At 41.4% G+C, this 24,769-nt stretch carries 17 protein-coding genes; 6 read left to right on the top strand and 11 right to left on the bottom strand.

Annotated elements, in window-relative coordinates:
• Window positions 1–197 precede the first annotated feature (197 nt).
• Genes NQ505_RS00950 through NQ505_RS00940 form a run of 3 tightly spaced genes read right to left on the bottom strand, consistent with a single transcriptional unit; the run spans window position 198 to window position 2,243 of the window.
• The gene (locus tag NQ505_RS00950) at window positions 198–668 is read right to left on the bottom strand and encodes a GyrI-like domain-containing protein (RefSeq protein WP_008999028.1); all 471 of its coding nucleotides are present in this window, start codon (window positions 666–668) and stop codon (window positions 198–200) included.
• A gap of 31 nt (window positions 669–699) precedes the next feature.
• Window positions 700–1,830 carry a GyrI-like domain-containing protein gene (locus tag NQ505_RS00945; protein ID WP_008999027.1) on the bottom strand — a complete coding sequence of 377 codons (1,131 nt, stop codon included), beginning with the start codon at window positions 1,828–1,830 and terminating at the stop codon, window positions 700–702.
• Window positions 1,827–2,243, bottom strand: coding sequence for a DUF3788 domain-containing protein (locus tag NQ505_RS00940; RefSeq protein WP_008999026.1), 417 nt, complete (start codon window positions 2,241–2,243; stop codon window positions 1,827–1,829). The genes NQ505_RS00945 and NQ505_RS00940 overlap by 4 nt, the downstream gene beginning before the upstream one ends.
• Window positions 2,244–2,439: 196 nt before the next feature.
• On the opposite strand from NQ505_RS00940, the gene NQ505_RS00935 reads away from it, so the two are divergent.
• Entirely contained in the window at window positions 2,440–3,060 is a 621-nt protein-coding gene (locus tag NQ505_RS00935) for a hypothetical protein (RefSeq protein WP_032853508.1), read from the top strand.
• Window positions 3,061–3,091: 31 nt separating this feature from the next.
• On the opposite strand, the gene NQ505_RS00930 is transcribed toward NQ505_RS00935, so the two are convergent.
• Entirely contained in the window at window positions 3,092–3,799 is a 708-nt protein-coding gene (locus NQ505_RS00930) for a LytR/AlgR family response regulator transcription factor (protein WP_008999024.1), read from the bottom strand.
• The gene (locus NQ505_RS00925; RefSeq protein ID WP_008999023.1) at window positions 3,796–4,803 is read right to left on the bottom strand and encodes a sensor histidine kinase; all 1,008 of its coding nucleotides are present in this window, start codon (window positions 4,801–4,803) and stop codon (window positions 3,796–3,798) included. Before NQ505_RS00925 ends, NQ505_RS00930 begins: the two co-directional genes overlap by 4 nt.
• Window positions 4,804–5,033: 230 nt before the next feature.
• Here NQ505_RS00925 and NQ505_RS00920 point away from each other — a divergent pair, with 230 nt between their 5' ends.
• The 3 genes from NQ505_RS00920 to NQ505_RS00910 are packed head-to-tail and all read left to right on the top strand — an operon-like array spanning window position 5,034 to window position 10,664.
• Window positions 5,034–6,137 carry an efflux RND transporter periplasmic adaptor subunit gene (locus tag NQ505_RS00920; RefSeq protein WP_008999022.1) on the top strand — a complete coding sequence of 368 codons (1,104 nt, stop codon included), beginning with the start codon at window positions 5,034–5,036 and terminating at the stop codon, window positions 6,135–6,137.
• 9 nt (window positions 6,138–6,146) lie between these two features.
• On the top strand, window positions 6,147–9,290 hold the full coding sequence (locus tag NQ505_RS00915) for an efflux RND transporter permease subunit (RefSeq protein ID WP_008999021.1): 3,144 nt from the start codon (window positions 6,147–6,149) through the stop codon (window positions 9,288–9,290).
• 12 nt (window positions 9,291–9,302) lie between these two features.
• On the top strand, window positions 9,303–10,664 hold the full coding sequence (locus NQ505_RS00910; protein ID WP_008999020.1) for an efflux transporter outer membrane subunit: 1,362 nt from the start codon (window positions 9,303–9,305) through the stop codon (window positions 10,662–10,664).
• Between the two features lie 43 nt (window positions 10,665–10,707).
• Here NQ505_RS00910 and NQ505_RS00905 read toward each other — a convergent pair whose 3' ends face one another.
• From NQ505_RS00905 to NQ505_RS00890, 4 genes are all read right to left on the bottom strand, one after another.
• A complete protein-coding gene (locus NQ505_RS00905) occupies window positions 10,708–11,553 on the bottom strand; it encodes a hypothetical protein (protein ID WP_008999019.1) in 846 nt (281 codons plus the stop codon).
• 89 nt (window positions 11,554–11,642) lie between these two features.
• Entirely contained in the window at window positions 11,643–12,137 is a 495-nt protein-coding gene (locus NQ505_RS00900; protein WP_008999018.1) for a hypothetical protein, read from the bottom strand.
• Window positions 12,138–12,293: 156 nt separating this feature from the next.
• Window positions 12,294–13,139, bottom strand: a complete 846-nt coding sequence (locus NQ505_RS00895; protein ID WP_008999017.1) for a DUF1080 domain-containing protein — start codon at window positions 13,137–13,139, stop codon at window positions 12,294–12,296.
• Window positions 13,140–13,174: 35 nt separating this feature from the next.
• The gene (locus NQ505_RS00890) at window positions 13,175–15,589 is read right to left on the bottom strand and encodes a TonB-dependent receptor domain-containing protein (protein WP_008999016.1); all 2,415 of its coding nucleotides are present in this window, start codon (window positions 15,587–15,589) and stop codon (window positions 13,175–13,177) included.
• Window positions 15,590–15,740: 151 nt separating this feature from the next.
• On the opposite strand from NQ505_RS00890, the gene NQ505_RS00885 reads away from it, so the two are divergent.
• Window positions 15,741–19,784: a response regulator gene (locus NQ505_RS00885; protein ID WP_259826758.1), complete on the top strand. Its 4,044-nt coding sequence runs from the start codon at window positions 15,741–15,743 to the stop codon at window positions 19,782–19,784.
• 21 nt (window positions 19,785–19,805) lie between these two features.
• Here NQ505_RS00885 and NQ505_RS00880 read toward each other — a convergent pair whose 3' ends face one another.
• Complete coding sequence (locus NQ505_RS00880; RefSeq protein WP_008999015.1) at window positions 19,806–21,935, bottom strand: cation:proton antiporter; 2,130 nt, start codon at window positions 21,933–21,935, stop codon at window positions 19,806–19,808.
• Between the two features lie 84 nt (window positions 21,936–22,019).
• Window positions 22,020–23,228, bottom strand: a complete 1,209-nt coding sequence (locus NQ505_RS00875) for an MFS transporter (RefSeq protein ID WP_008999014.1) — start codon at window positions 23,226–23,228, stop codon at window positions 22,020–22,022.
• Between the two features lie 431 nt (window positions 23,229–23,659).
• Here NQ505_RS00875 and NQ505_RS00870 point away from each other — a divergent pair, with 431 nt between their 5' ends.
• A complete protein-coding gene (locus NQ505_RS00870) occupies window positions 23,660–24,769 on the top strand; it encodes an efflux RND transporter periplasmic adaptor subunit (protein WP_198286888.1) in 1,110 nt (369 codons plus the stop codon).

Genomic DNA, 24,769 nt, shown 5'->3' with positions numbered 1-24,769 from the left:
TTTTCGCTATGCTATTTTTAGTTGTTATCTTTGAATACAATATCTTTTTCGTTGCCTAATGAGTTTTCGTTTGACTTAAGTCAAACGAAAGAATAACTTAAGTCAAGCGTTAGTTTGACTTAAGTTGAACGAAAACTGGAATGTATATTCGATAGTTATTGATAGTAAGGAAAGAAATAACTAGATGAAGTAAATATTCATAATAGTGGCATTTCTATTCTCGTCACCTGCTCCTCTTCGGGTACATTGGGATTGCTGTAATAATATTCTATGGATGTTCCCGAAGGTTTGTAACCGTTGTTTTTTATCCATTCCATCATTTCATTGTACAGGACAGCCAGTTCATTGTAAGTTCCTTTATGCAGACAGGAAACTATTTTTCTTTCCGGTATCGTAATAGATCGTATAGCCCCTTCACCCTGTAACTCTCTGGATGATTTTAGACCAATAATCATTTTTATATTGTGTTCAGTCAGACTCTCAAAGTCGGGATACTCAACGTAAGGAATATCAGTAGTGACTTCGCCTTGTGCCTTAAATAAAGAGTCTATTTTTACGAAGTTCTTCCCGATAGCCTCCGGCATTCCATTCATATCCGTGTGTACTTCAACAGCCAAAGCGGATTGTTCCGGTTGTTTCAATAGCATGATTTCTGAAATCTTTCCCATAATACATTGTTTTTAGAGTGTTGATAATTTCTTATTTCTTTGTGACCGGAATATAAATGTCGGTCATTAATTCTGTTCTAAGAGTAGAGTAGGGACGGTTCATATACATCTCAAAGCTAAAGGTACTTTGAGGGCGATATTTACTTTCCGGAAACCACTCTTCATAAATAGTCCGGTATAACTTATGCAACAAAGAGTAGTCTCCAATATGTCTGAATACAGCATAACGTCCACCGGGAACTTCCATCACTCCCGGTTGCGAATCATTTTCAGTGTCATCAATTGTCACCCCGAGATAGAAGCGGCATTTATTCATGGGAGTTATGGACGGGTCATCCATACTAAGGCTGACAAACTTATAATTCAACTTTTCTTCATTATGTTGCTTGGCGTAATTGGTCAGTCTGTTCCATATTAATTTGTATCGGAGCTCATCTTTGTATTTTTCACCAACCTCGATACAAAATACTTTCATTGGCAGAATCGACCGGATTTCAGGAGTGATAACCGCATGTTGCTCATCATACATCGGCTTGTACTTCTCTCTATATTGAGAGCTCGATACGCCAAAATGTTTTTTGAAGGCTTTGGCTAGACTAAATTTGGTCTGATAGTTTGTCTGTTCCGAAATCTGATTTAATGTAAACTCGGTGGATACTAATAAATGTGCTATATGTTCGAGACGTAAACGCTGTATGTAGCTTCCGATATTTTCTCCGGCAACAGTTTGAAACACTCTTCTGAAGTGATATTTGGAAAGTCCGCTTATCGTGCTAAGCATGTCTGTATCCAAAGTATCGAATAAGTGATTATTGATATAAACGATTATATCCTGAATCTTCTGGTGATGGATATTACAGGTTTCCAGCTTCTGTTTCCACCGTTTCAGATGGGGTAACCGTTCGTTGAGGATGTGCCTAAGTTCCTCCGGCGAATAAGCAGTATCTGCATATTCATTGTACTTGTCGGTGTATTTTATCCAGATATTAATCATTTCCGACATCGGAATATCAACGATATATTTTCCGTCTTTCAGACAGTAATAGCAATATTCATCACTTCGCGAACCGTCGGAGTTAGTACCCAGATATTTCTCTACATCAAAGCGGAGAGGCATCCCGCAACTTTGACAATACCTCTTATTTATTTCTGATTCAATCATCGGTTGGGTTTTCGTTTGATAGATAGGAGCCGCTCTATATCATTAAATAAAGAAGTATCTTTTAATTCGAACATAAGCCACTTCCCATCATGGAAAGTGGTCGTCTCATCATATATCTTTTGAGCCGCATTGGAGAACATTTCTCGCATGGATTCGAATTTAGTGCGTTCATCTTTACCTAAAATAACCATGAACCCAATCGTTTGCTCTTTGGCGTATAGGGCACATAGAGTTTTTCCGCCTCTGCGATATTTGTATTCGTAGGTCCATTTTTTTCCTCCATGATTCCACATTTGTTCCATATTGTACTTCTGTTCGATAAGTTGGCGAAGTGAAGTCCATAGATCATAAAGTTCCTTACCTGTCAAGGCTTCCAGAGTTTCGGGAGTTGGGATTTGAAAAGTTTTTTTCATGGCATTCCGTATTTACTTTTGATTATCTACATCACAAAGGTAGACTGAATTTCTAATAGATCGTTGTCCAATATAGGCATTTTAGGCAGTGCAACTGAACAAACTGTCCCGAAATTAATTTATTTTGTAGAAGCGGGATATTGATGTATAACCTTTATCTTTGCATTAATTTAAAACAAAGCAAAATTTAAAGAAAATGAAAACAATGCTATTAGCGGTAGGCACTCTGTGCCTCATGGCAGGTTGCTCGTCGAAAGTGAGCAGTTCTAAAGGAATTGTAAGTGATGCAACCATGAATACGGTAACGATTGTCACTGATAAGAATGATACCCTTTCATTCAGTACGATGGATGCGAATAAAGAAGAAGTCAACGGTTTACTTCTGAATGATACGCTGGAAGTGTTTTATACAGGAAAATATACACCGGGGATGCCGGCTACCAAATTAGTTCAGTATCCGCAATCTCCGCTTGTGGGAGGTGACCGGGATGAACATGGTTGTATCGGTTCTGCCGGATACGTATGGTGTGAAGTGCAAAAAGACTGTATCCGCTTGTTCGAGAAAGGGATTCGTACAGAGGCGGTGGATGATAGTGACACTTCTGCTTTCATTGTTTTTAGTCCCGATTCTACACAGCTGGAACTTTTCTTTTCCAATAATCAGCCCAATGAAATATTGGAGAGACGTAGCCTGCCTTCGGGAGGTTATGCGTGGAACGTGGAGGACGATGATACGAAAAATGTACGACTGATAGATGGCTTGTGGACAATCAGCCAAAGAGATAAATTAATTTATACCCAGAAGGCCGGGAGCTAATTTAAAAAGCTCCGGTATTCTGTATACTTGTTTATAGTGTCATATTCCTGGCCGTCAATGTAGCATAGACATTTTCTGCGTATTGTCTTCCTATGGGGATTACAATCCGGCATCCGGTCAGGTTTATTTCCCGTTTAGAAAATCGTTCCACTTTATTAATCGGAATGATATACGAGCGGTGCGTACGTAGAAAAGCCTTTTCGGGTAACATCTCCTGAATACTTTTCAAACTTGTGCGCGATAATATATAGTTGCCGTTTATACGGAATATTTTCGTATAATTCTCCATTGCTTCGATATAAAGAATATCGGAGATAGGAATAGATATATTATTGTATTCTTGTTTGATTATGATGTTTTCCGGCAGTTTGTTCTGGCGTGCTTCGATAAAGACAATCGCTTTCTCCACTGCCTTTTCAAATCGTTCGTAAGCGAAGGGTTTATGCAGGAAATCCACGGCATCGAGGTCGAAGCCGTCCAGTGCATACTGTGCATGGGCTGTCGTAAAGATGAGACAACTCTCGGGAGGAAGTGCATGGGCAATATCCAGTCCGCTGATGCTATTCATTTCAATATCCAGAAAGACCAGATCAGGTTTGCACCGGGCTATTTCTTTCAGCCCGGTCAGCGGTTCGCTGAAAGTAGTAAGTTCCAGTCCGCCTTTTCGTTCGCAAAACTGGCTGATGATGAGCAATGCAATCGGTTCGTCGTCAATAGCGATACAAGTCAGCTTTTTCATCGTAGTTGAATGTTAAGATAGGTTTTGAAGCATCCGTTTTCTTCTTTTGTAAGCAATATAAAGCGGTTGGGATAAAGAAGTTCCAGCCGTTTACGGCAATTGTCTATTCCGATGGCATGAGGATTTTGATGGTTCTCCTTCATAATCATATTCTCGGTTTCGAAGATAAGCTGCCCTTCCTTTACAATGATACGAATAAAAATTGTACAGTCCGTGTCGGACGAAACGCCGTATTTGAAACTGTTCTCGACAAAAGTAATGAGAATCATCGGAGGAATCTGTATCTGTTCGTCATCCATCTCGGTTTCAAATACCACTTTCGTATGCTTGTTTAAACGCAAAGATTGCAAATCAACATATTGGCGTATATATTCTACTTCGTTGCTTATGGAAATCAGATCTGAAGTAGTCTGGGCATACATATATTTCAGGATATTGGAAAACTTGATAAAGGCGGATTCTGTTTTGTCCGACTTCGTAAGTACCAGTCCGTAGAGAGCGTTCAATGTATTGAAAAGGAAGTGCGGATTGATTTGTGCCTTGTAGAGAGCCAGTTCCGCCTTGTTCTTTTCCGCTTCAATCTCCTGTTTGGAAAGAATTTGCCGGAAAAGCTCAAAGATCAGTTCTATGGAAAGACTGAACCCCGTCACTACCAGGAAAAAGAACCACACAGTTTGCGCCCGCATGTGTTGCCGGGCTTTATGCATCATCGGGTCTATATTGTTGGGTTCCGGTGGGTATGGAAAGTGGGTTAGCAACCATGTGATAAAGATAAGCGATAACATGAGCAATAAGATATGTCCGAACTTCCGTTGCATGAAAAGCATCGGTAGTTTCACTTTACGGTAGATGAAGTACAGACCGTAGAGATAGACAATCAGGGTCAGCATAAAGACCGTGTGGTGTACAATCCATTTGTCTACCGGCACTAACATGATAATGGGCGGCATGATTACCAGACAGAAAAGCAAGTCGATGTAAACAGGTATATTAGTACGTTTCATATTCTTCTCATTGCTCGTTTAACTCCCGGAAGTATATTTTCTCACTTCTTTGCAAAGATAAAAGATTGTTCTGAAACCCCAAGCATTCCCTTTTGTCGTTCGTCATCATATTCTTGCCGTTCGTCACTACATTCTTATTTTATTGTTTGATAATTCTTAGATTTGGTCAGTCGTGTTTTTTATGGAATAATGGGTTATAAATCATTAACAATCATTTAAATATAGCTACAATGAAACAACTAATCATTTTTGCCTTGGTTTGTTTGCCTCTGTTATGCGCTTGTGGAGGTTCGCAACAGAAAGAGGCAGATGCCACGTACAAAACACTTACCGTAACACAAAGTAACCAGATTTTGAAATCCGATTATACAGCTACGCTACGAGGGCGGCAGTATGTTGAAATTCGTCCGCAGGTGAGTGGCATAATCACCGGGATATGTATCAATGAAGGAGATCCCGTTCATAAAGGACAGACACTTTTCATTATCGACCAGGTTCCTTATAAAGCAGCGTTGGAAACAGCAGTGGCTAATGTAAAAAGCGCGGAAGCCAAACTTGCCACTGCTAAATTGACAGCGGATAGCAAAGCTGAACTTTACAAAGAACAGATTGTGTCCGAGTTCGATTTGCAAACAGCCCGCAATGAACAAGCGGCAGCAGAAGCGGCATTGGCACAGGCTAAAGCACAGGAAGTGAATGCGCGCAATGACCTTTCTTATACCGAAGTGAAAAGTCCGGTGAACGGAGTAGCCAGCATGATTCCTTATCGGGTAGGGGCGTTGGTGAGCAGCAGTATCACCGAACCGTTAGTCACTGTTTCGGACGACAGCGAAGTATATGCCTATTTCTCCATGACGGAGAATCAGATACTCGACTTTGTGCAACAGTATGGCTCACTTAAAAAAGCGATAGAAAACATGGACGAAGTGGAACTGACTATGAGTAATGGAAAAACCTATTCTCATACCGGAAAGGTAGACGCTATCAGCGGTACGGTGGATGAAGGAACCGGTGCTGTTGGGTTGCGGGCTGTTTTTGCCAACCCCGACCAGTTCCTGCGTAACGGTGGAAGTGGTAAAGTCGTAGTTCCTACTATCAAAGAAGGATGTATCATCATTCCGCAAGCGGCTACTTACGAATTACAGAATCGTATATTTGTATATAAAGTAGTCGACGGCAAAGCGAAATCAACTCCGGTAGAAGTGTTCCGATTGAATAACGGTACTGAATATATCGTCGAAACAGGACTTGCGCCGGGTGATGTTATTATAGCCGAAGGTGCCGGACTGGTGCGTGAGGGAACAGTAATCAAGAGTGATCCGACTAAAGAATAAGATGCCGTTATGAAAATCAGAACATTTATAGACCGGCCTATTCTCGCAGGAGTAATTTCGGTTGTTTTTCTTATCATCGGATTGATAGGACTCTCGCAGCTTCCCGTTGAACAGTTTCCTGAAATTGCACCTCCTACCGTCAGCGTTTCCGCTACCTATACCGGTGCTAATGCGGAAACAGTACAGAAGAGTGTAGTCGTGCCATTGGAAGAAGCGCTCAACGGAGTAGAGAATATGATGTACATGACCTCTTCCTCTACCAATAACGGTTCAGCGAGAATAACCATTTACTTCCGTCAGGGGACTGACCCCGATATGGCGACAGTTAACGTGCAGAACCGTATTGCTACGGCACAGGGATTATTACCGGCAGAAGTCACCCGCAGCGGTATCACTGTCCGCAAGCGCCAGACAAGTAATATCAAAGCATTGGCATTGTATAGCCCCGACAACACGTTCGATGAAAGTTTTCTGAATAACTATCTGAAGATCAATATCGAACCCCGTCTTTCACGTATTGCCGGTGTGGGTGAGGTGAATGTGATGGGAGCCGACTATTCGTTGCGTATCTGGCTCGATCCGGCTAAGATGGCCAAATATGGACTGGTTCCGTCCGACATCACGACGGTACTTGACGAACAGAATCTGGAAGCCCCTACGGGAACGCTTGGCGCCGAATCGAAGAATACTTTTCAGTATGTACTGAAATATCGCGGACGTTATGAAGAAGAAAAGGATTATGGCAATCTGGTGATCCGTTCGCAGGCAGGAGGAGAGGTGCTACGACTGAAAGATGTGGCACGTATCGAATTAGGTGCCAGCTCTTATACATACATCGGTGAAGTGAACGGGCATCCCGGTTCCAACTGTATGATTGCGCAGACTTCCGGTTCGAACGCCAATGAGATTATTAAGGAAATAGATAAGGTGACAGCAGAAATTGCTCAAGGATTGCCTAAAGGGATGGAGCTGGTAGACCTGATGAGTTCGAAAGAGTTTTTGGATGCATCCATTAAGAATGTGATAAAAACCTTGATTGAAGCCATTCTGTTAGTGGTACTTGTGGTTTACGTTTTCCTGCAAAGTTTGCGATCTACGTTTATTCCGGCCATTTCTATCATCGTTTCCCTTGTGGGTACTTTTGCTTTTCTCTATGCCGCAGGTTTCAGTCTGAATATGTTGACATTGTTTGCACTGGTGTTGGTTATCGGAACGGTGGTGGATGATGCTATTGTTGTGGTGGAGGCGGTGCAGGCAAAGTTCGACGAGGGATATAAATCTGCTTACCGGGCCACCATTGATGCTATGGGTGGCATTACTTCGGCATTGGTAACTACCACCTTTGTCTTCATGGCGGTATTTATTCCCGTATGTTTTATGGGAGGAACTACCGGAACGTTCTACACCCAGTTTGGACTGACCATGGCTGTTGCCGTAGCAATATCTCTAATTAACGCATTAACTTTAAGTCCCGCTCTCTGCGCACTGATAATGACACCACACATGGAGGCTGCTAAAGGGGAGAAGTTGAGTTTCTCATCCCGTTTCCACATGGCATTTGATAGTGCTTTTCATCGGTTGGTTCTGAAATATAAGAGTGGTGTATTTTTCATGTTGAAACGTAAATGGCTGGCGGGAGCATTGCTGTTAGTCGCTTGTGCGGGATTGTTTCTTCTGATGAAAACCACCAAGACCGGATTGGTTCCTCAAGAGGATATGGGAACTATCTTTGTAGACGTGCGTACTTCACCCGGAAACAGTCTGGAAGAAACCAAGATCGTAATGGATGAAATAGATAAGCGTATCCATGACATACCACAAATCAGAATGTTCTCTAAAGTGACGGGTAACGGTATGATAAGCGGTCAGGGAGCATCAAACGGTATGTTTATCGTTCGTCTGAAACCGTGGGATGAACGTACGGAAAAGGAAGACGGTATCAATGCTGTTATTAACGAGATTTACCGGCGTACGGATGATATTTCTTCTGCACAGATTATGGCCTTTGCACAACCGATGATTCCCGGGTATGGGGTAAGTAGTGGTTTTGAGATTTATATCCAGGACCAGAAAGGTGGTTCGGTAGAAGATCTGCTGAAATACACCCGTCAGATGATTGACGCGTTGAATGCCCGGCCTGAAATCGGACGTGCCTCTACTTCGTTCGATACAAAATACCCTCAATATCTGGTAGAAGTGGATGCCGCCCTTTGTAAGCGGAATGGAGTGTCACCTTCAGATGTATTGAGTACTTTGTCCGGCTATATCGGTGGTAACTATGCATCCAATATGAACCGTTTCTCCAAACTTTACCGTGTAATGGTACAGGCTTCACCGGAATTCCGTCTGGATACCGAAGCATTGAATAATATGTTTGTCCGCAATTCCGACGGAGAGATGTCTCCTGTCAGTCAGTATCTCACTTTGACACGAGTCTACGGTGCAGAGTCGCTAACGCGTTTCAATCTGTTCTCTGCCATCTCCGTCAATGGTGCTCCGGCAGATGGTTACAGTTCCGGACAAGCTATTCAGGTGGTACGTGAGGTTGCGGAACAGGTATTACCGGCAGGTTATGGCTTTGAGTTCGGCGGTATGTCACGTGAAGAATCCTCCACAGGGAATACCACAACACTGGTATTTATCATCTGTGTAGTTTTTATCTATCTTATTCTTTGTGCGCTCTACGAAAGTTTGTTCATTCCGATTGCGGTGATTCTTTCTGTACCATTCGGACTTGCCGGAAGTTTCCTTTTTGCCAAGATGTTCGGGCTGGAGAATAATATCTATTTACAGACAGGTTTGATTATGCTAATCGGCTTGTTGTCGAAGACAGCTATTCTGCTTACGGAATATGCTTCCGAACGCCGTCGTCAGGGAATGACAATCATACAAGCGGCTGTTTCGGCTGCGCAAGTCCGTCTGCGTCCAATCCTGATGACCTCCCTTACGATGATATTTGGTATGTTACCGATGATGTTTGCATCGGGAGTAGGAGCGAACGGTAATATTTCCATCGGTGTAGGAACCGTAGGTGGAATGTTGATCGGTACGGTTGCCCTGTTGTTTATCGTACCTGTATTGTTTATGGTGTTCCAGTATCTTCAGGAAAAACTGATGCCGGCACGTAAACCGGCAGAGTTGGAGAATCTTTAATTGTTGAAGTGTATGAAAAAGATAATAATATGTTTATTCCTGTCGGCCGGATTGAGTGGTTGTCATGTGTACCGGACTTATGAACGTCCGGATATGACGGTTACCGACAGTCTTTACCGGCAGCCGGTGGTTGCAGCGGATACCGCTTCCATTGCTTCCCTTTCGTGGAAGGAGCTATTTACTGACCCGCAACTGCAGCAACTGATTGAAACGGGTATTGCGAATAATACCGATTTGAATATCGCTCGTTTGAAAGTGAAAGAAGCGGAAGCATTACTGCTTTCTTCCAAGTTGGCTTATCTGCCTTCTGTATCGCTCACTCCGCAAGGGACATTGAGTAGCGTGGATGGTTCGAAAACCTCCAAGACCTATGATCTGGCAGCATCGGCAGACTGGGAACTGGATATTTTCGGAAAGTTGACCAATGCCAAACGAGGAGCCAAAGCCGCCCTCGAACAGAGTGAAGCCTATAGGCAAGCGGTACAGACACAACTGGTAGCAACGATTGCCAATAGTTACTACACCTTATTGATGCTTGATAAGCAACTGGATATTACCCGTCGCACGGCTGAAACATGGGATGAGAACCTGCGTGTAATGAAAGCATTGAAAAGAGCCGGGCAAACTACGGAAATGGCTGTTGCCCAAACAGAAGCGAGCAAGCTATCGGTAGATGCCTCTGTACTTTCTATTGAACAGCAAATCAGTGAAATGGAGAATTCTCTTTCCGCCCTGTTGGGTATGGCTCCGCAGCTGATAACACGTTCTACGCTTGACAACCAGCGTTTCCCGGAATCCCTTTCAACCGGAGTACCGTTGCAACTGTTGCACCGTCGTCCGGATATTCGTCAAAAGGAAGCTGAACTGGCTGGGGCTTTTTATGCAACGAATCAGGCACGTTCTGCTTTTTATCCTTCTATCACGTTGAGTGGTTCCGCAGGATGGACAAACTCGGCAGGTGGCTCTATAACCAATCCCGGACAGTGGTTGCTTTCCGCTGTCGGCTCATTGGTTCAGCCACTTTTCAATCGCGGGCAGAATATTGCTAATCTGAAAATAGCGAAAGCACAACAGGAAGAGGCGTTACTCACCTTCCGCCAAAGTTTGCTTGATGCAGGAACGGAAGTAAACGATGCGTTGGTGCAATGGCAGAAGGCGCAAGGCCGTTTGGCACTCTCCAAACAGCAGGTCACTTCGCTTCAGTCCGCGGTGCGTAGTTCCGAACTGTTGATGCGGCACAGTTCGCAAAACTACCTGGAAGTACTTACTGCTCGTCAGACTCTGTTGCAGGCGGAATTATCCGTCGCTTCCAATCGTTTTGATGAAATACAGGGAGTTATTAATCTTTATCATGCATTGGGAGGAGGATACTGATTGATAGTAGATGGATTAAAATAAAATTGTTAATAAGTTGATATCAAAGATGCTGAATATATAAACTCCCATCATAATCTTTGTATTTAGCATCTTTGTATATATCAACCAGTTGATTACTGTAATCAAGGATTATATCTGTGGAGGTTTGGGATAAATTGGTCGCCAGAATACCACTTCCCAAAATGCCGGGATTACATAATACACTGTCTTTCCTTATTGAATTCATGGTAAGCTCTACACCTGTGTAATCTTTGATGCCGGCCTTTTCCAGACTGGATGTAATATAGTTGTCCAAAGATGCTTTATCATCTCCGGTCATGAATCCATACCATAATAAACACTTCATTCCTAATAGAGTAGCCTGTATCAGGACATCGAGATAGGTTACTCCAGAATCTCCTTTCTTGTCTATTTCGTAAGGATCGATATGGATGAAAGAGGATGTGGGAAGTGAAGGCAGTAGCTCTATGGCACCTCTCGAAGAGTCGGCATGATGTATCTCTACAGAGGCACTTAATCCGATTTGTTTGGCATAGGTACCCACATTCTCCAGTGCACTCTTTTCTAAATCAAAGAATACAAACCTTTTTGCTTGCTTCCCTAATACATTCATAGCCAAGGCAGGTGAACCTAAATAATTTCCTTTTGCCATCTCTCCGCTTTCCAGTTGGTAATATACAGAATCTTTTAGAGATGGGACCTCATCTGCTTTCTCCAGGAAATGATAGATGCCATATTGTTGTTCCGGGGTTTGTGTCATCGGATAGATGGCACATGCCGAATTGGTCTCTACATATACTTGCGGAGTTTCATTCTTGAGTACTTCACAGAGTATCAGATGTTTCAAGACATCGGGTTGTTTTGCGAAATGAGTATAAGTTGCCATGTGTGAGTGTATTAATTATGCAAATGTAAACAAATACATTCTATTTATAAACAAAAAAGCACTTTTCAGTTCAAGTCTTATGCTGCATACTAGAATGTATGTATATGTTCACCCGATGCAGTGATAATTAATCCTCCGCTATTACTTACTATTATTTCATGTTTCCCTTCCGGAGTGACTAAGATTGAGCCCATCTGTACGAAGTGTTTTCCGTCTGTTGAAACCCGGACTTTGGAACTTGTCTCCTTTTCAGAAGATTTGTCTTCCTTCTTTTCTTTGCTCGTCTTGTTTTCGTCACGGCAATTATCATATCTGTCCAGATAACTCTCCATCTCTACCACCTTATTATCCACAAACCTGATTCTTACAACTCTGGCTGGAGGATATTCGGAAGAACGAAACTCAAGTATTTCGCTTTTATCATCAAAACTTCGATAAATGGGTTCACCCAAAATAGCTATCACATCTTTAGGAAACATTCCTCGTTCTATGCGATTCAAGTTATTATAACTGATTGCAGACGTATAGCAACTACTGAATAGTATTGTCAGCAGCAAAAGCAAAAAGGTTGGATTCTTTTTCATATTAAGTATAGTTTATGTGTTTTCTTGATGTTACAAATGTAAAGTAAGAAAACTTCCTATACAAGTGATTCTCCCTAATTACATATAGGGATTTTCCTAACTTTTCTAATGCTTTCCGCATTAAAAATGTCTCTATTGCATACTTCTTTTGCTAATCTAATTTCTTTTTATCCTGATATTACGGAACCATACATCATGACCATGATCCTGCAATCCGATATATCCCTCTTTCGCTTTTTCTTCTCTGTTGTTCAGTAACTCAAAAGCCAACGGCCATTTGGTTTCACTGAATTTACTGTTTTGGAGCCTTTCTTTCCATTCGGGTGTCCAAAGCTGACATTCCATGACTTTGGTCCCGTTTAATTCATGGATGACGTGCCCCTGCCTGACTCTAATTTTTGTTTTATTCCACTTTCCAAAAGGCTTGGCTATTTGCGGAATGGCGGGGATAATATCATAAAGTGAACCGGATATCCGGCTATTGACCTTTCCCAATTTGGCATCCGGATTATGTTCGTCGTCCAGTATCTGATATTCAAGTGCGGATATATAAATCGGCTCCAGCCGATTTCTCCCGTTCATGTCTCTTGTTGTTATTTCATGTGCGAGGTAGAAAATGCCGGAGTTACCTCCTTTGGATATCTTCCATTCCAGTTCCAATTCAAAATCTTTGAAAAGAGAAGCGAAAATAAGATCTCCTCCCTCTCCAGCTGCTGAACTGTTAAGATGGAGCACACCGTTTTCTACAGACCACTTCTCCGGTAAATGGTCTTTTCCATAGCCGCGCCACCCTTTTAGGGAACTGCCATCAAATAAATAGATGAAACCTTCCTGATCTGCGGGAAAGTCGGAAAGATTGATAAGTGCTTTCTTTATATCTTCAAATTCCGGTCCTATTTTATTGGAGGCTTCGGGTTGATTCCTTGATGAGGATCTGTTATGACAGGATATCCCTGCGAATAAAGCCATGACCAGGAGGGATAATTTATATAGTTGTTTCATAATTAAACAGTTTAATGGCTGTAAATATAGCTTTTTTAGTGATTGACTCCTTCAAATAAGTCCCGGTTATCCCGTGAATTTTGTGAACTCCGTTTGAAATGATTAAAGGTGTAGCTAATAGATAGAGTGATGACCGGGAATTTCGGTCGTATATGTGTGACCGATTCCAGATTGGGAGTGGTGATGTCATTCTTATAACGGGCGGAATTAAATATATCCCGGAAGGACAAGGTGGACTGCAGATTAGAGCCAAACCATTGCTGGCGAATAGCCAGATTGACAAACCAGAAAGAGTCCGAGCGACCTTGTGTTGTTACTGAAGGACCTACAAAGTTTCCATCCAGCTGAATACGGGTATTTTTGCAAATACGGAGAAGGTTATTCACGGTAATATCATAATTAGTGCTGGTTTCTTCTTTTCCTCCGGAATTGATATTGTTTACTACCTTATAATAGTACACATTTCCGTTTACGTTCAGGTTCCACCATTTATTTACGATGAATTGTCCACTCAATTCCATGCCTAAAGCGTGATCGTTTCCTACATTGGCCATCGAATCTAATGTAACTCCTGCTTCGTAGGGCACTCGCAAGCGTTCAATCTTATCTTTGCGCGACCGGTAAAACAGACTGGATTGCAATACTTGTTCACCGATATTCTTTTTGTAATTCAGTTCGTAGGAATGTATATATTCGGGACGTATGTCGGGATTTCCTATTTCAGCGGTATAATAATCACGGTAAGTGATATAAGGCTCCATGTAAAAGAGTTCCGGGCGATTGGTACGATACAAGTAGGCAAATGTCAGTTTTTGTTCGTGAGGTAATGTATAACCGACGTGTATGGAGGGGAATACTTCGAAACGGTTTACCGTGCGATTGGCTCCTTCGATAGAACTTCGCAATACTTGATGGGTATGTTCTCCCCTTAAACCTGCCTGTATGTCGAACGCTTTGTAGCTATCGCTTCCCATCAGATAAACCGAATGGATTCTGCGTTGGAAATAAAATGTGTTGTAGATATCTTCACGCCAGTAGAACTCTTCTTTCGCCGGATTCCAGAATTGCATGCTGTAATCACCATCCTCCAGATAAGAGTGATATTGATAACCACTTTCCAGAAATCCGGTTTTGCTATAAGGGTAATTGTAAACAAGATCACATTGTATGGTCCGGCGTATTTCATCTTCCCAGGCACGATGGCCTTGTTGACGTTGCCCTTGTTTGTCGAAAAGGTCACTCTGGAAATATTCGAGAGGATCTTGTTCAAAACCTGCCATGAAACTTCCGGTAAGTGTATGTCCGTTATCGTTGAACTTATGCGAAAATCCGGCTTTTCCGATATTAACTGTTGAATGTAGGTCGAAATTATCCCGGCTATTGTTATTGTGTGGAGTAGATGTACCATTGGCATCCGTATGTGTTTCTGTATAATCCAAGTCTCCTTCCCGGGTGAACTTATCATAAACGATTTGCAGTTCTGCATTGACTGATGTCCGGGGAGAGAAAGAATAATCAATGCCTCCCCGTAAACCATAATGATAATTTTTCCCTTTTCTGGGACCGATGGATGTGGAAGTGGTGGTTATGTGATCGACAATGGTTGTTTTTCTCTGTTCGAAGTCGCTCTCACGTATGGGCTGGTTCCAGTGTCCGGCAAGATGCCATTGCAATTTGTTGTGTTGCTGGGATAACAGGAAGTCGACGCCGTTGGAAAGAGCTGTACTGCCATATACATTTATCATGCCATTGATACCCTGTTGCTTGTTTTTCTTGGTGATGATATTAATCATGCCGACTTCTCCGTCTGTGTTGTAACGTGCAGAAGGAGTCGTTATAATTTCGATGTTTTCTATTTGTCCAGCGGGTATCTGTTGTAGTGCCTGGCTTCCTGAATAGAAACTCGGTTTTCCGTCGATATATACTTTGAAACCACTGCTTCCCCTGAATGTCACTTCTCCGTCTGCATCCACCCGGATGGCAGGAGTGTTTTCCAGAATATCGACTGCTGTTCCGCCGCTGCTCATCAGTGCATTGGATGCATCAATGATCTTTTTATCTAATTTGTAAACGACCTGTCTTTTAGTTCCTTCTATCACCACTTCGGTGATACCGATCTCTAAAGGTTGCAATTCTATGATTCCCAAATCCAGTGCAGGAGCGGAAGAGGAACGGATGATGATTGAATCTTGGGTGTAAACATCATATCCGAGAAGTCTTACCATTAAAGAATACTTTCCGGCTCCGATGTCGGGTAACAGGAAATGCCCATTGGATTCTGTGAGAACATGGGATACCGTGATTATTCCTTCTTTCAGCAATATGACGTCGGCAAATTCTATCAGGTTTCCCGTTCCTTTTTCGCGAATGTTTCCTTTGATTTGTGAAGCCGTTGCCATAAAAGAATGGAAACAGAACATAAAGAAGATGAGAGTGAATGTACTTTTCATGATAAATGTTTTAAATGTGATGAGGCAAAGGTATTCAGACACTTTATATCCGGAGAATAGCACCTTTAAAATATGATACCTGTGTCACACAGAGAGATACATTTGTCACTGTGAGACATAACTATGAGGAGAAATAAGTCTATATTTGTCCATGATTTCATTATGCGGTATAGATAACAGAGAGAAAACGATTGCTTGTTTGCTACTTTCTCTATTTCTTTTGCAGGTTGCCGTATCTGCAAAAGCTTTCAACCTGCGGAAGATTAATAATTCGGAGAATCTTTCCAGTGGCATCATTTCTTCTATTCATCAGGATGAGAAAGGATTGATTTGGATCGGTACAAACCGGGGACTCGATATGTATGACGGCAAACGTGTGATGAAATATGGTCCGGAACATAACGAGAATTTCTTCACAGGCAGCAACATTCACAAAATCATGCAAGTGAATGATAGTCTGTTATGGCTCCAAACCTATCATGGGTTACATAAAATAAATCTTGAATCGTCGGCAATAGAATCCTTTGATATGTTCAACCGGATTTCTTTTTTGAACAAGGACTGCTATGGCAATATCTATCTGATACAGGGGAGTTATTGCATTTATTATAAGTTGAAGGATCAGGAATGTTTCGAACAGGTATTTGTTCCCGGTTTAAGAGCGAATGATATTGTCGCCTTTTTTACTGACAATGCAGGAAAGTTGTGGATATTCCAGAAGAATGGTGTCGCTCTTTGTTTTTCTATACAGATTAGTCGGCAGGGGACGATAAAACTGGAACCTTCCGCCGGATATAAGCATTCGGCAGGTATTAGGTATGGAATAAGTGATGATAGTTCTGTTTTTTATTTTGTGGATGATACATATACACTGTATGAGTTTGACACATCGGCTCAAAAACTGCTTCTCGTTTGCGACTTAACAAAACATATAGCTGGAAAAGATGAAATCAGTTCATTAATCAAGTTCCATCATGATTATTTTATAGGATTTAAGACGAAAGGGTTGTCTTTATTAAGGAAGAATGACCGGGGGTATGTTCTTGAGGAATTGAATGTGCCGGGAGGAATCAGTTGCATCTATAAGGATAAATATCAGGATTTGGTATGGATTGGTACTTTAGGGCATGGCATATATCTTTATTCAAATGATATGTATTCCATTCAATCTTTTCACTTGAGTGACTTTATACCTGATTTACATCAGTCTGTAAGTGCTTTATGGGTAGATAAAAAGAATACATTATGGTTAGGTACCAGGGGAGAAGGAATTCTACAGATAGATAATTTTCAGGTGGATAAGAAAGTAGAAGACCATGAACTGAAATTGTTAACTGCCGGTAATAGTCAGTTGCGGGATAATGTTATTCTTTCTTTGGACGAAAGCAGGCAGGGGAATCTTTGGATTGGGAGTGAAAAAGGGCTTACCTATTTTGATAGTGAGAGGAATTGTGTTTTTCCTGTTCCCTTGTCGAGGAGTGGGAAAGAGATTGAATTTATATCGGACATTTATGAAAAGGATTCGCTATTGTGGGTTTCTACGATGGGGATGGGAATTATAAAGGCGCATATTGAATGGTGGAACGGTACACCTTTACTTACGGTTATCAAGCAGTTCTCTGTGAAAGATGGGGATAGGTTCGCGAATTGTTTTCAGGATATTTATCCGGAGGGGGATTCCGTATTATGGTGCATGAATAGGGGAGAAGGGGTTTATAAATTACATGTAAAAACTTCGAAATTAAAGAATATCCGTTTGGAAGGATATGCAATCAATGAAACCAATGTAATGCAGAAAGATTATCATGGGAATTATCTGCTTGGAACTAATTTTGGTCTTGTGAAATATAATCCTACGGGTTATAAGGTCTTGAATGAAGCGGGTGATCTTTTTGCCAATAGTGTATATGGCATTCTTTTTGATTCCTATTCTGACTATTGGTTGAGTACCAATCGCGGATTGATTTCATACAATACGGATACAGAGTCTATCAGGAGCTATGACCACCATGACGGACTTTCGATACTGGAATTTAATGAAGGAGCTTCTTTCAGAGATGCAAAGAATGGGATTCTTTATTTTGGAGGTACCAATGGTTTCGTTACTGTTGAGAGGAATTACTTTGATGAGGGACAACATTATATGCCGCTAATCTATTTTAAGGCAATAACTATACGGGAACAGCAGTTTCCGGTAGAGAAATTTCTTTCGCAAGAAAAAAATAATACTTTTCTGGAATTATCCCATGAACAGAATTTTTTCACTCTTTCTTTTGTAGCTATCGATCATTTGAATGGGAATAGTCATTCTTACTATTACAAGTTGGACGGTGAGGGGAAGGGATGGACATACAATGGAAACTCCAACGTCATATCATTTGCTGACCTCCATCCCGGTAATTACAGACTGTATGTGAAATATTATAATAAGGCATTGAGGAAAGAAAGTTATATCTGTAAAATGGATATCAAAGTACTTCCGCCCTGGTATGCATCTCATTGGGCTTATGGTGCCTATTTTTTGTTTGCATTGGCTGGCATATTGTTCATAGTCAGGATATGGATGGCTCATCAGAAAAAAAAGAAGAGGGAGCAGTTACAGAAGATAGAACAAAAGCATAAAGAGGAGATATATGAATCTAAACTTCAGTTCTTTACTAATATATCCCATGAGTTCTGTACACCACTAACGCTTATTTACGGACCGTGTAACCGGCTTATGGAGCAAAAAGGGCTTACTGAATCTGCTAAAAGATATACATCTGTAATCAGGCAAAATGCTGAAAGGTTGAACTCTCTGATTCAGGATTTGATTGAGTTTAACAGAATAGAATCCGGATACAAAAAGCCGGTCATCGTCCCTGTGGATATAACGGCTATAGCCAATAAACTGGTGGAGTCATTTACGGACATGGCAGAATCACATAAGATTTTCTTAGAAAAAGATATCTCTCCTTTTCTAAAGTGGAACTCGGACAAGGATTTTATAGTGACGATTCTTTCTAATCTCCTGTCGAATGCTTTCAAATATGCGGGGAATGAGAAGATAGTAAGAATAAAGATTGGAATGGATCAGGACAACTTGTGGATCATCGTTTCCAATACAGGGAAAGGAATAGCCGAAAAAGATATTTCAACTTTGTTTGACCGTTATCGTATCTTGCAGCATTTTGAAAAGAACGATCACTTTTGGTCGCGAAACGGATTGGGTCTTGCCATTTCTCATAATATGGTTCATCTGTTGGGTGGCAGTATCAAAGTGGAAAGTGTTCCGGATGATTGGACACACTTTCGGGTACAGTTACCATCTCTTGAATCGTGTGTAATGGCAGCTGATGAAGGAGAACCGATCTCCTTGCCTGACTACAGATTAGATTATCATTCTGCTTTGTCAATTCCTCCAAACAATATGGATGAATTAAAACCGACTATTCTCATAGTGGATGATGAAATAGAGATCCAATGGCTGATCGTTGACATATTTAAGGATGATTATAATGTGTTGACGGCAACCAATTCTGTGGAAGCATTGAAAATATTGAAAGAGTTCTATCCGGATATTATCATTAGTGATGTGGTTATGCCAGGCATAGATGGATTGGCCTTTTCGCGGGAAGTGAAGTCGGATGAGGCTACAGCTCATATTCCTTTTATATTCTTGTCCGCGAAGCGGGATGTCGGAATACAAACAGAAGGACTGGACGCAGGTGCGGAAATTTATATAACCAAACCTTTCGACGTCGATTATTTAAAATCTTCTGTTCGACGTTTATTAGAGAGAAAAGAGAGCCTGAAAGAATATTTCTCATCTCCTTTAAGCTCATATACCTTGAAAGATGGTAAACTGTCTCATAAAGAGCATCGGAAATTCGTGAATGAGATTCTACGGATTATCAATAGAAATATTAGTAATAAGGAATTGACGGCTCATACGATTGCAGAGAAAATGAACATCGGTATTCGCTCTTTCTATCGTAAATTGGAAGAAATTGAAGGTGTGACTCTAACTGATTTAATCTGTGATTGCCGGTTGGCAAAAGCGACGGATTTATTACTGAAAACGAAACTCACTATTGATGAGGTTGTTTTTCAATCCGGTTTTACCAACCGTTCCACTTTTTATAGGGCGTTCTCGAAGAAGTATAATTGTACTCCGACAGAATACAGAAGGGAGCATGCGCAGGTGGTGATTTAAAATACAGGTTTATACTAAATATCAGTCTTTCTTAAACCACCTGTAAAACCATTTACCCACCTTTTCATAATGCCGGGTTTCGGTATCAGTGTATAGTTTAGAGAAGAACGACGTATCTAATGGTTCTCCCGATTGGTTAGGATATAATACGATTAAGCTATTGTTGGAGAAGTATTTACTAAGCTGTCTCGGTAGTTTCTCAAAAGAACTGTCGTAAGAGAGAGTTCCCGGTCGTGCACTGATAATAACTAATAAATGGTCGTAGCTTACTTGTCCCGTCAGCACCAGCAAGTCATTCCAATCTTCCAAAAGGGAGAAATCGGTCAACGTTTGTTTATGTCGCTTCTTTATCCACGCCTGCAGGCGTATGGTTGTTTTTTCATTGGCAAAGAAATGTACCCGGCATCCGAGGGTACTTCCCATTCTACAGAAATGTTCCATCCAATGAGGAAAACCGGATTCGTATTCGGCTTTAGGAGGGACGGCAATGACAATTCGTTTGATTGTATGGACTGGTATTAGAAACTTAGAGATAATTATCTCACAGTTTAATCCATTCAATAAATGTTCGGCAAGTATTCCAAAGTATGAGTCTGTGATATTTTTCTTACGATGCAGACCGGTGATAATACTTGTAATCTCATTTTCCTTGACTGAATGTATAATGCCGGAAGCTATATTCAAATCATACCGTGTGACTTTCTTCAGTGGTACATTTGCTTCTGTTGCTGTCGTTTCCGCTTTTTCCAGGTAATATTTGCTTCGAAGTCGTAGATTATCGGAATTATTATTGTCGTTGATTACATTGAGGGCCAGTAGATTATCTTTCAATTTAGAATCACGTATGATTAGAGACAGATTCACCATGTCTTCGATAGTGTCCGGGTTGGCTATGGATACTAAAATCTTCTCTGTTTCTTTTGAAGATTCATTTTCCGATAGTGAGTCATCCATTGCCACCTTTCTGGCTGCCCGTTCGGTAATCAGTGAGCTTACTACGCAAGTGACCAGGATAAGCAAGACTGTGCCGTTCAGTACATCGTCATTCAGCAAGCGCTCGCCGGTGGGCAGAATAATGTTATATCCGACCAATACGGCTGCCAATGTGGCTGCTGCCTGTGCGTTACTTAAACCATACATCAGATTTCGTTCAAGAACAGACATCTTGTATATCTTTTGTGTCAGCCAGCAAGCAATCCATTTGCCTGTCAGTGCCATGGTTATCATTACGGCAGCAACTTTTAAAGCATCCCCATGTCCGAAAATAACCCGTAAGTTGATTAACATTCCTACTCCGATAAGGAAATAAGGAATGAAGAGGGCATTACCGACAAACTCTAAATGATCCATCAATGGAGAAACGTGCGGAATGAGCCGGTTGAGTACCAATCCAGCGAGGAAAGCTCCCAAAATACCTTCCATACCTACGAGTTCCATCAGTCCTGCTCCTAAAAAGACCATTGCAAGCACAAAAATGAACTGCATCACGTTGTCATTGTATCGGTGGAAGAACCAGCGACCGATGCGTGGGAAGAAATAGATGATAAGTGCTCCTAGAAAGATTACTTTTACTACTAGCCAAATCCAGAATAAACCACCGGTTTCTCCTTTGAATAATCCGCCTATAACGGCTAGTACCAACAGTGTGAGCGTATCCGTCACGGCCGTTCCTCCTACGGCAATACTTACACTACGATGGCGTGATATACCGAAGCGGGTGACGATGGGATAGGCAACGAGTGTGTGGGAGGCATACATACTGGCTAGCAGTACAGAAGTGATTACGCCGTATTTCAGATAAGATACATTTGCCACGAATCCAATCCCGATGGGAATGATGAAAGCCAGTAATCCCAACACTAATGCTTTGTTTCGCGTCTCTTTGAAGTCTCCCATGTTCATTTCCAGACCAGCCAGAAACATGATGTAATAGAGCCCGACTTTGCCGAATAACTGAAAACTGCTATCGCGTGCCAGAATATTAAATCCATGTTCGCCAATGGCCAATCCCGCCAGGATCATACCGATAATATGAGGGATGCGCAGCTTATTCAATAATATCGGAGCAAACAATATAATTAGGAGTACAAGGAGAAATATCCATGTAGGGTCGGTGATAGGGAATGTTAAATCAAGGCCAATCCAATCCATAATTTGACAAGTTCGTGATATTTGTTCCGCAAAATAACCTAAAAAAATGCTTCTAAAAAAGGATTAGTTAATAAAATTAGTCATTTATTTTTTCTCCAGATTCATGATTGATGGAATGAAGAATGCAAGTGTCCCTGTTATCACAATTGCAATACCGCATATAACAAAGACATTGGCTATGCCGATAGCGTCTGCAATAAATCCGGTTGCCAGTAATCCTAAAATGGAGGGTAACAAACTGATACTGTCGAACAAAGAGAATACGCGCCCCAAGAAAGACACTTCAATCTGTGTTTGCAACAAAGCTGTAAACGGACCGGAATAAAACGGCATGGAAATACCCTGTACTATTGCAAATATAGCATAGATAATGAATGCTGAAGGAGGAAGGATTCCGGAAACGAAAATAGAAACTCCTATTATGATATAAGATATGTTTATCATAACGACCTTTCGGATGCGCGGATTCCATATTCCCAGTAAAATACCACCGACTAATGCTCCCGAACCAAAAAGAAGTTCTATCAGGCTGACTTGATAAGCTGTTCCGGAGAAGTTTTTCAGGGTCATCAACGGTATCAGAGCAACAACAGGCATGATAAAGAAAGTGATGAGTACTTCCGTGACCATCACCCATTTCAAACCACAATTGCTACAGATTGCCTGAAAGCCTTCCTTCATATCCCGAAGTACATTATTGGTTGTTTCAGTTTCTGTTTTTTCCGGATTAGGAATAAATACAAACATGAGTGTCGTACAGGCTATGGCTGCTCCGGCAACGTCGAGCAACATAACTACACTCATATTCGTACTGACAATCAGCGCAGCACCTAGCACTGGACCGCAGATATTACATAAGGCCTGTATTGTCTGATTAATACTGGCAATACGCGTCAGTTCTTTTTCAGGAGCAAGCAGCGGTATGGATGATTTCATGGCAGGTGCGTGGAAAGCGCTTCCGACAGAACGGAGCATAAGCAGCAGATAAATCTGCCAGATTTCGATAACGTCCAGATAGAATAATAACGCAATAATGCCCGAACAGAGTGCAACGAAACTGTCGGCCAATATCATAGTCCATTTCCGACTCCACCGATCGACGAAAACGCCGGCAAAGGGACCTAATACTACTTGGGGTAAAAGTGCGGCGATAGTAGCAAATGAAAGCACCTCTGCCGAACCGGTCTCAAGACTGATCCACAGAACAATGGCAAACTGGGCAATAGAACTGCTAAGAATAGAAAATAACTGTCCGGACCATATAATGATAAATTTCTTTTTCCAATTATTCATAATACTTTATTGATTACGGATGATGATAAGGGGATTGCCTGTCTGTATATAAAGAGGGCAAATACCATTATGACTAAATAATAAACAAATGATTGAGAGAAATTGCTTTGATTTTTGTTGTTTTCCTGTAATGGAGGAAAGAAATAAAAAACGGAAGCCCAGCTAAGAGAGTTCCAAATGAGGTACGGATAAAATGAATTGATAAATAACTTTCATATTCTCAAGTTCGGTTTTTGATTTGGCAAATGTAGACAAAAAATGCCGTTCTCCTGCAAAACGGGTTCATAAAAAAAGAAAATTCGTCTTGAAATGGCTTCTGTAAGACTCTAATAAAATTCTAATAGCGTTCTAACAAATCTCTAACAGGCTTCCGGAACACGTCCACTTACCTTTGCATCCGAAAAAGAATGCTAACTATATTTTTATGGATGATGATGAAAAAGAAAAATTTGCAAATACTTTTAATTTGTGGTGTATTGCTAGTTACCGCATGCAAGAGTAAATCAAAGGAAGAACAACAGAGTGGTTATCGTATGGAAGGTGACACTGTACAGATCACAGACCGTTTTTTATCTGAAAAGATAAAAGTGACTGAGGCCAGACTTGAACCTTATTCCAAAGAAGTGATTACTTCCGGTGTGGTACGTCCTATTCCTACCCGTTATGCCTGCATTGCTTCCCCTTTTGCAGGAAGAGTTACAAAATCGTATATACAAATCGGACAACAGGTGAACCGGGGAACCCCTTTGTTTGAAATCAGCTCACCGGATTTTACTACGGCACAAAAAGAATACTTCCAGGCATTATCGTCACGTGAGCTGGCTAAGAAAGATTTAAAGCGCAAAGAAGACCTGATAAAGAACGGGGTTAGTTCACAGAAAGAGCTGGAAGAAGCACAAAATGCTTTGCTTATTGCCGACAAAGAGTTTGAAAATGCGTCTGCTGCATTGGAAGTATATCAGGTAGAGCATCCGGAGAATATGATACTGGGGCAGCCTCTTGTGGTACGTTCGCCTATTTCGGGCGAAATTATAGAGAATAATATTGTGACCGGACAATACCTGAAAGATGATACCGAACCTGTTGCAATAGTGGCAAATTTGTCGGAAGTATGGATTGCCGCCCAAGTGAAAGAAAAGGATATTCGATTTATCAATGCAGGCAGTAGTCTGGATATAGAAGTGTCGGCATTACCAGGGAGGGTGATTAAAGGTAACGTCTATCATGTAGACGAGGCGGTTGATGAAGATACAAGGTCTATCAAAGTGCTTTCGGTTTGTGATAATTCGAAGAAACATTTGAAATTGGGTATGTATACTACCGTCCATTTTCTTAGTGCTCCTATTGAACAGATTCAGATTTCGGAGAGTGCATTGTTGCAGGGAGAGAAAGACAGTTATGTGTATGTGCAGGTTACTCCGGATATCTTTGTAAGAACACCGGTGAAGGTAGAAGCGACCAAAGATGGATTTGCTGTGATAAATGATGGATTGCATCCGGGAGATAAAGTCATCAGTGAAGGAGGATATTATTTAAAATAG

Origin of the sequence: Bacteroides sp. D2, from assembly GCF_025147085.1 — a bacterium.
Lineage (GTDB): Bacteria > Bacteroidota > Bacteroidia > Bacteroidales > Bacteroidaceae > Bacteroides.
Note: the sequence above shows the minus strand (reverse complement) of the source record. Positions and strands in the feature narration are given on the sequence as shown.

What these genes read in the sequence shown, in the direction of transcription:
- NQ505_RS00925 (WP_008999023.1), bottom strand. Translation starts at nt 4,803, where the DNA reads ATGAAACGTACTAATATACCTGTTTACATCGACTTGCTTTTCTGTCTG.
- NQ505_RS00910 (WP_008999020.1), top strand. Translation starts at nt 9,303, where the DNA reads ATGAAAAAGATAATAATATGTTTATTCCTGTCGGCCGGATTGAGTGGT.
- NQ505_RS00870 (WP_198286888.1), top strand. Translation starts at nt 23,660, where the DNA reads ATGATGAAAAAGAAAAATTTGCAAATACTTTTAATTTGTGGTGTATTG.
- NQ505_RS00885 (WP_259826758.1), top strand. Translation starts at nt 15,741, where the DNA reads ATGATTTCATTATGCGGTATAGATAACAGAGAGAAAACGATTGCTTGT.
- NQ505_RS00935 (WP_032853508.1), top strand. Translation starts at nt 2,440, where the DNA reads ATGAAAACAATGCTATTAGCGGTAGGCACTCTGTGCCTCATGGCAGGT.
- NQ505_RS00890 (WP_008999016.1), bottom strand. Translation starts at nt 15,589, where the DNA reads ATGAAAAGTACATTCACTCTCATCTTCTTTATGTTCTGTTTCCATTCT.
- NQ505_RS00875 (WP_008999014.1), bottom strand. Translation starts at nt 23,228, where the DNA reads ATGAATAATTGGAAAAAGAAATTTATCATTATATGGTCCGGACAGTTA.
- NQ505_RS00900 (WP_008999018.1), bottom strand. Translation starts at nt 12,137, where the DNA reads ATGAAAAAGAATCCAACCTTTTTGCTTTTGCTGCTGACAATACTATTC.
- NQ505_RS00950 (WP_008999028.1), bottom strand. Translation starts at nt 668, where the DNA reads ATGGGAAAGATTTCAGAAATCATGCTATTGAAACAACCGGAACAATCC.
- NQ505_RS00920 (WP_008999022.1), top strand. Translation starts at nt 5,034, where the DNA reads ATGAAACAACTAATCATTTTTGCCTTGGTTTGTTTGCCTCTGTTATGC.
- NQ505_RS00895 (WP_008999017.1), bottom strand. Translation starts at nt 13,139, where the DNA reads ATGAAACAACTATATAAATTATCCCTCCTGGTCATGGCTTTATTCGCA.
- NQ505_RS00905 (WP_008999019.1), bottom strand. Translation starts at nt 11,553, where the DNA reads ATGGCAACTTATACTCATTTCGCAAAACAACCCGATGTCTTGAAACAT.
- NQ505_RS00915 (WP_008999021.1), top strand. Translation starts at nt 6,147, where the DNA reads ATGAAAATCAGAACATTTATAGACCGGCCTATTCTCGCAGGAGTAATT.
- NQ505_RS00945 (WP_008999027.1), bottom strand. Translation starts at nt 1,830, where the DNA reads ATGATTGAATCAGAAATAAATAAGAGGTATTGTCAAAGTTGCGGGATG.
- NQ505_RS00880 (WP_008999015.1), bottom strand. Translation starts at nt 21,935, where the DNA reads ATGGATTGGATTGGCCTTGATTTAACATTCCCTATCACCGACCCTACA.
- NQ505_RS00940 (WP_008999026.1), bottom strand. Translation starts at nt 2,243, where the DNA reads ATGAAAAAAACTTTTCAAATCCCAACTCCCGAAACTCTGGAAGCCTTG.
- NQ505_RS00930 (WP_008999024.1), bottom strand. Translation starts at nt 3,799, where the DNA reads ATGAAAAAGCTGACTTGTATCGCTATTGACGACGAACCGATTGCATTG.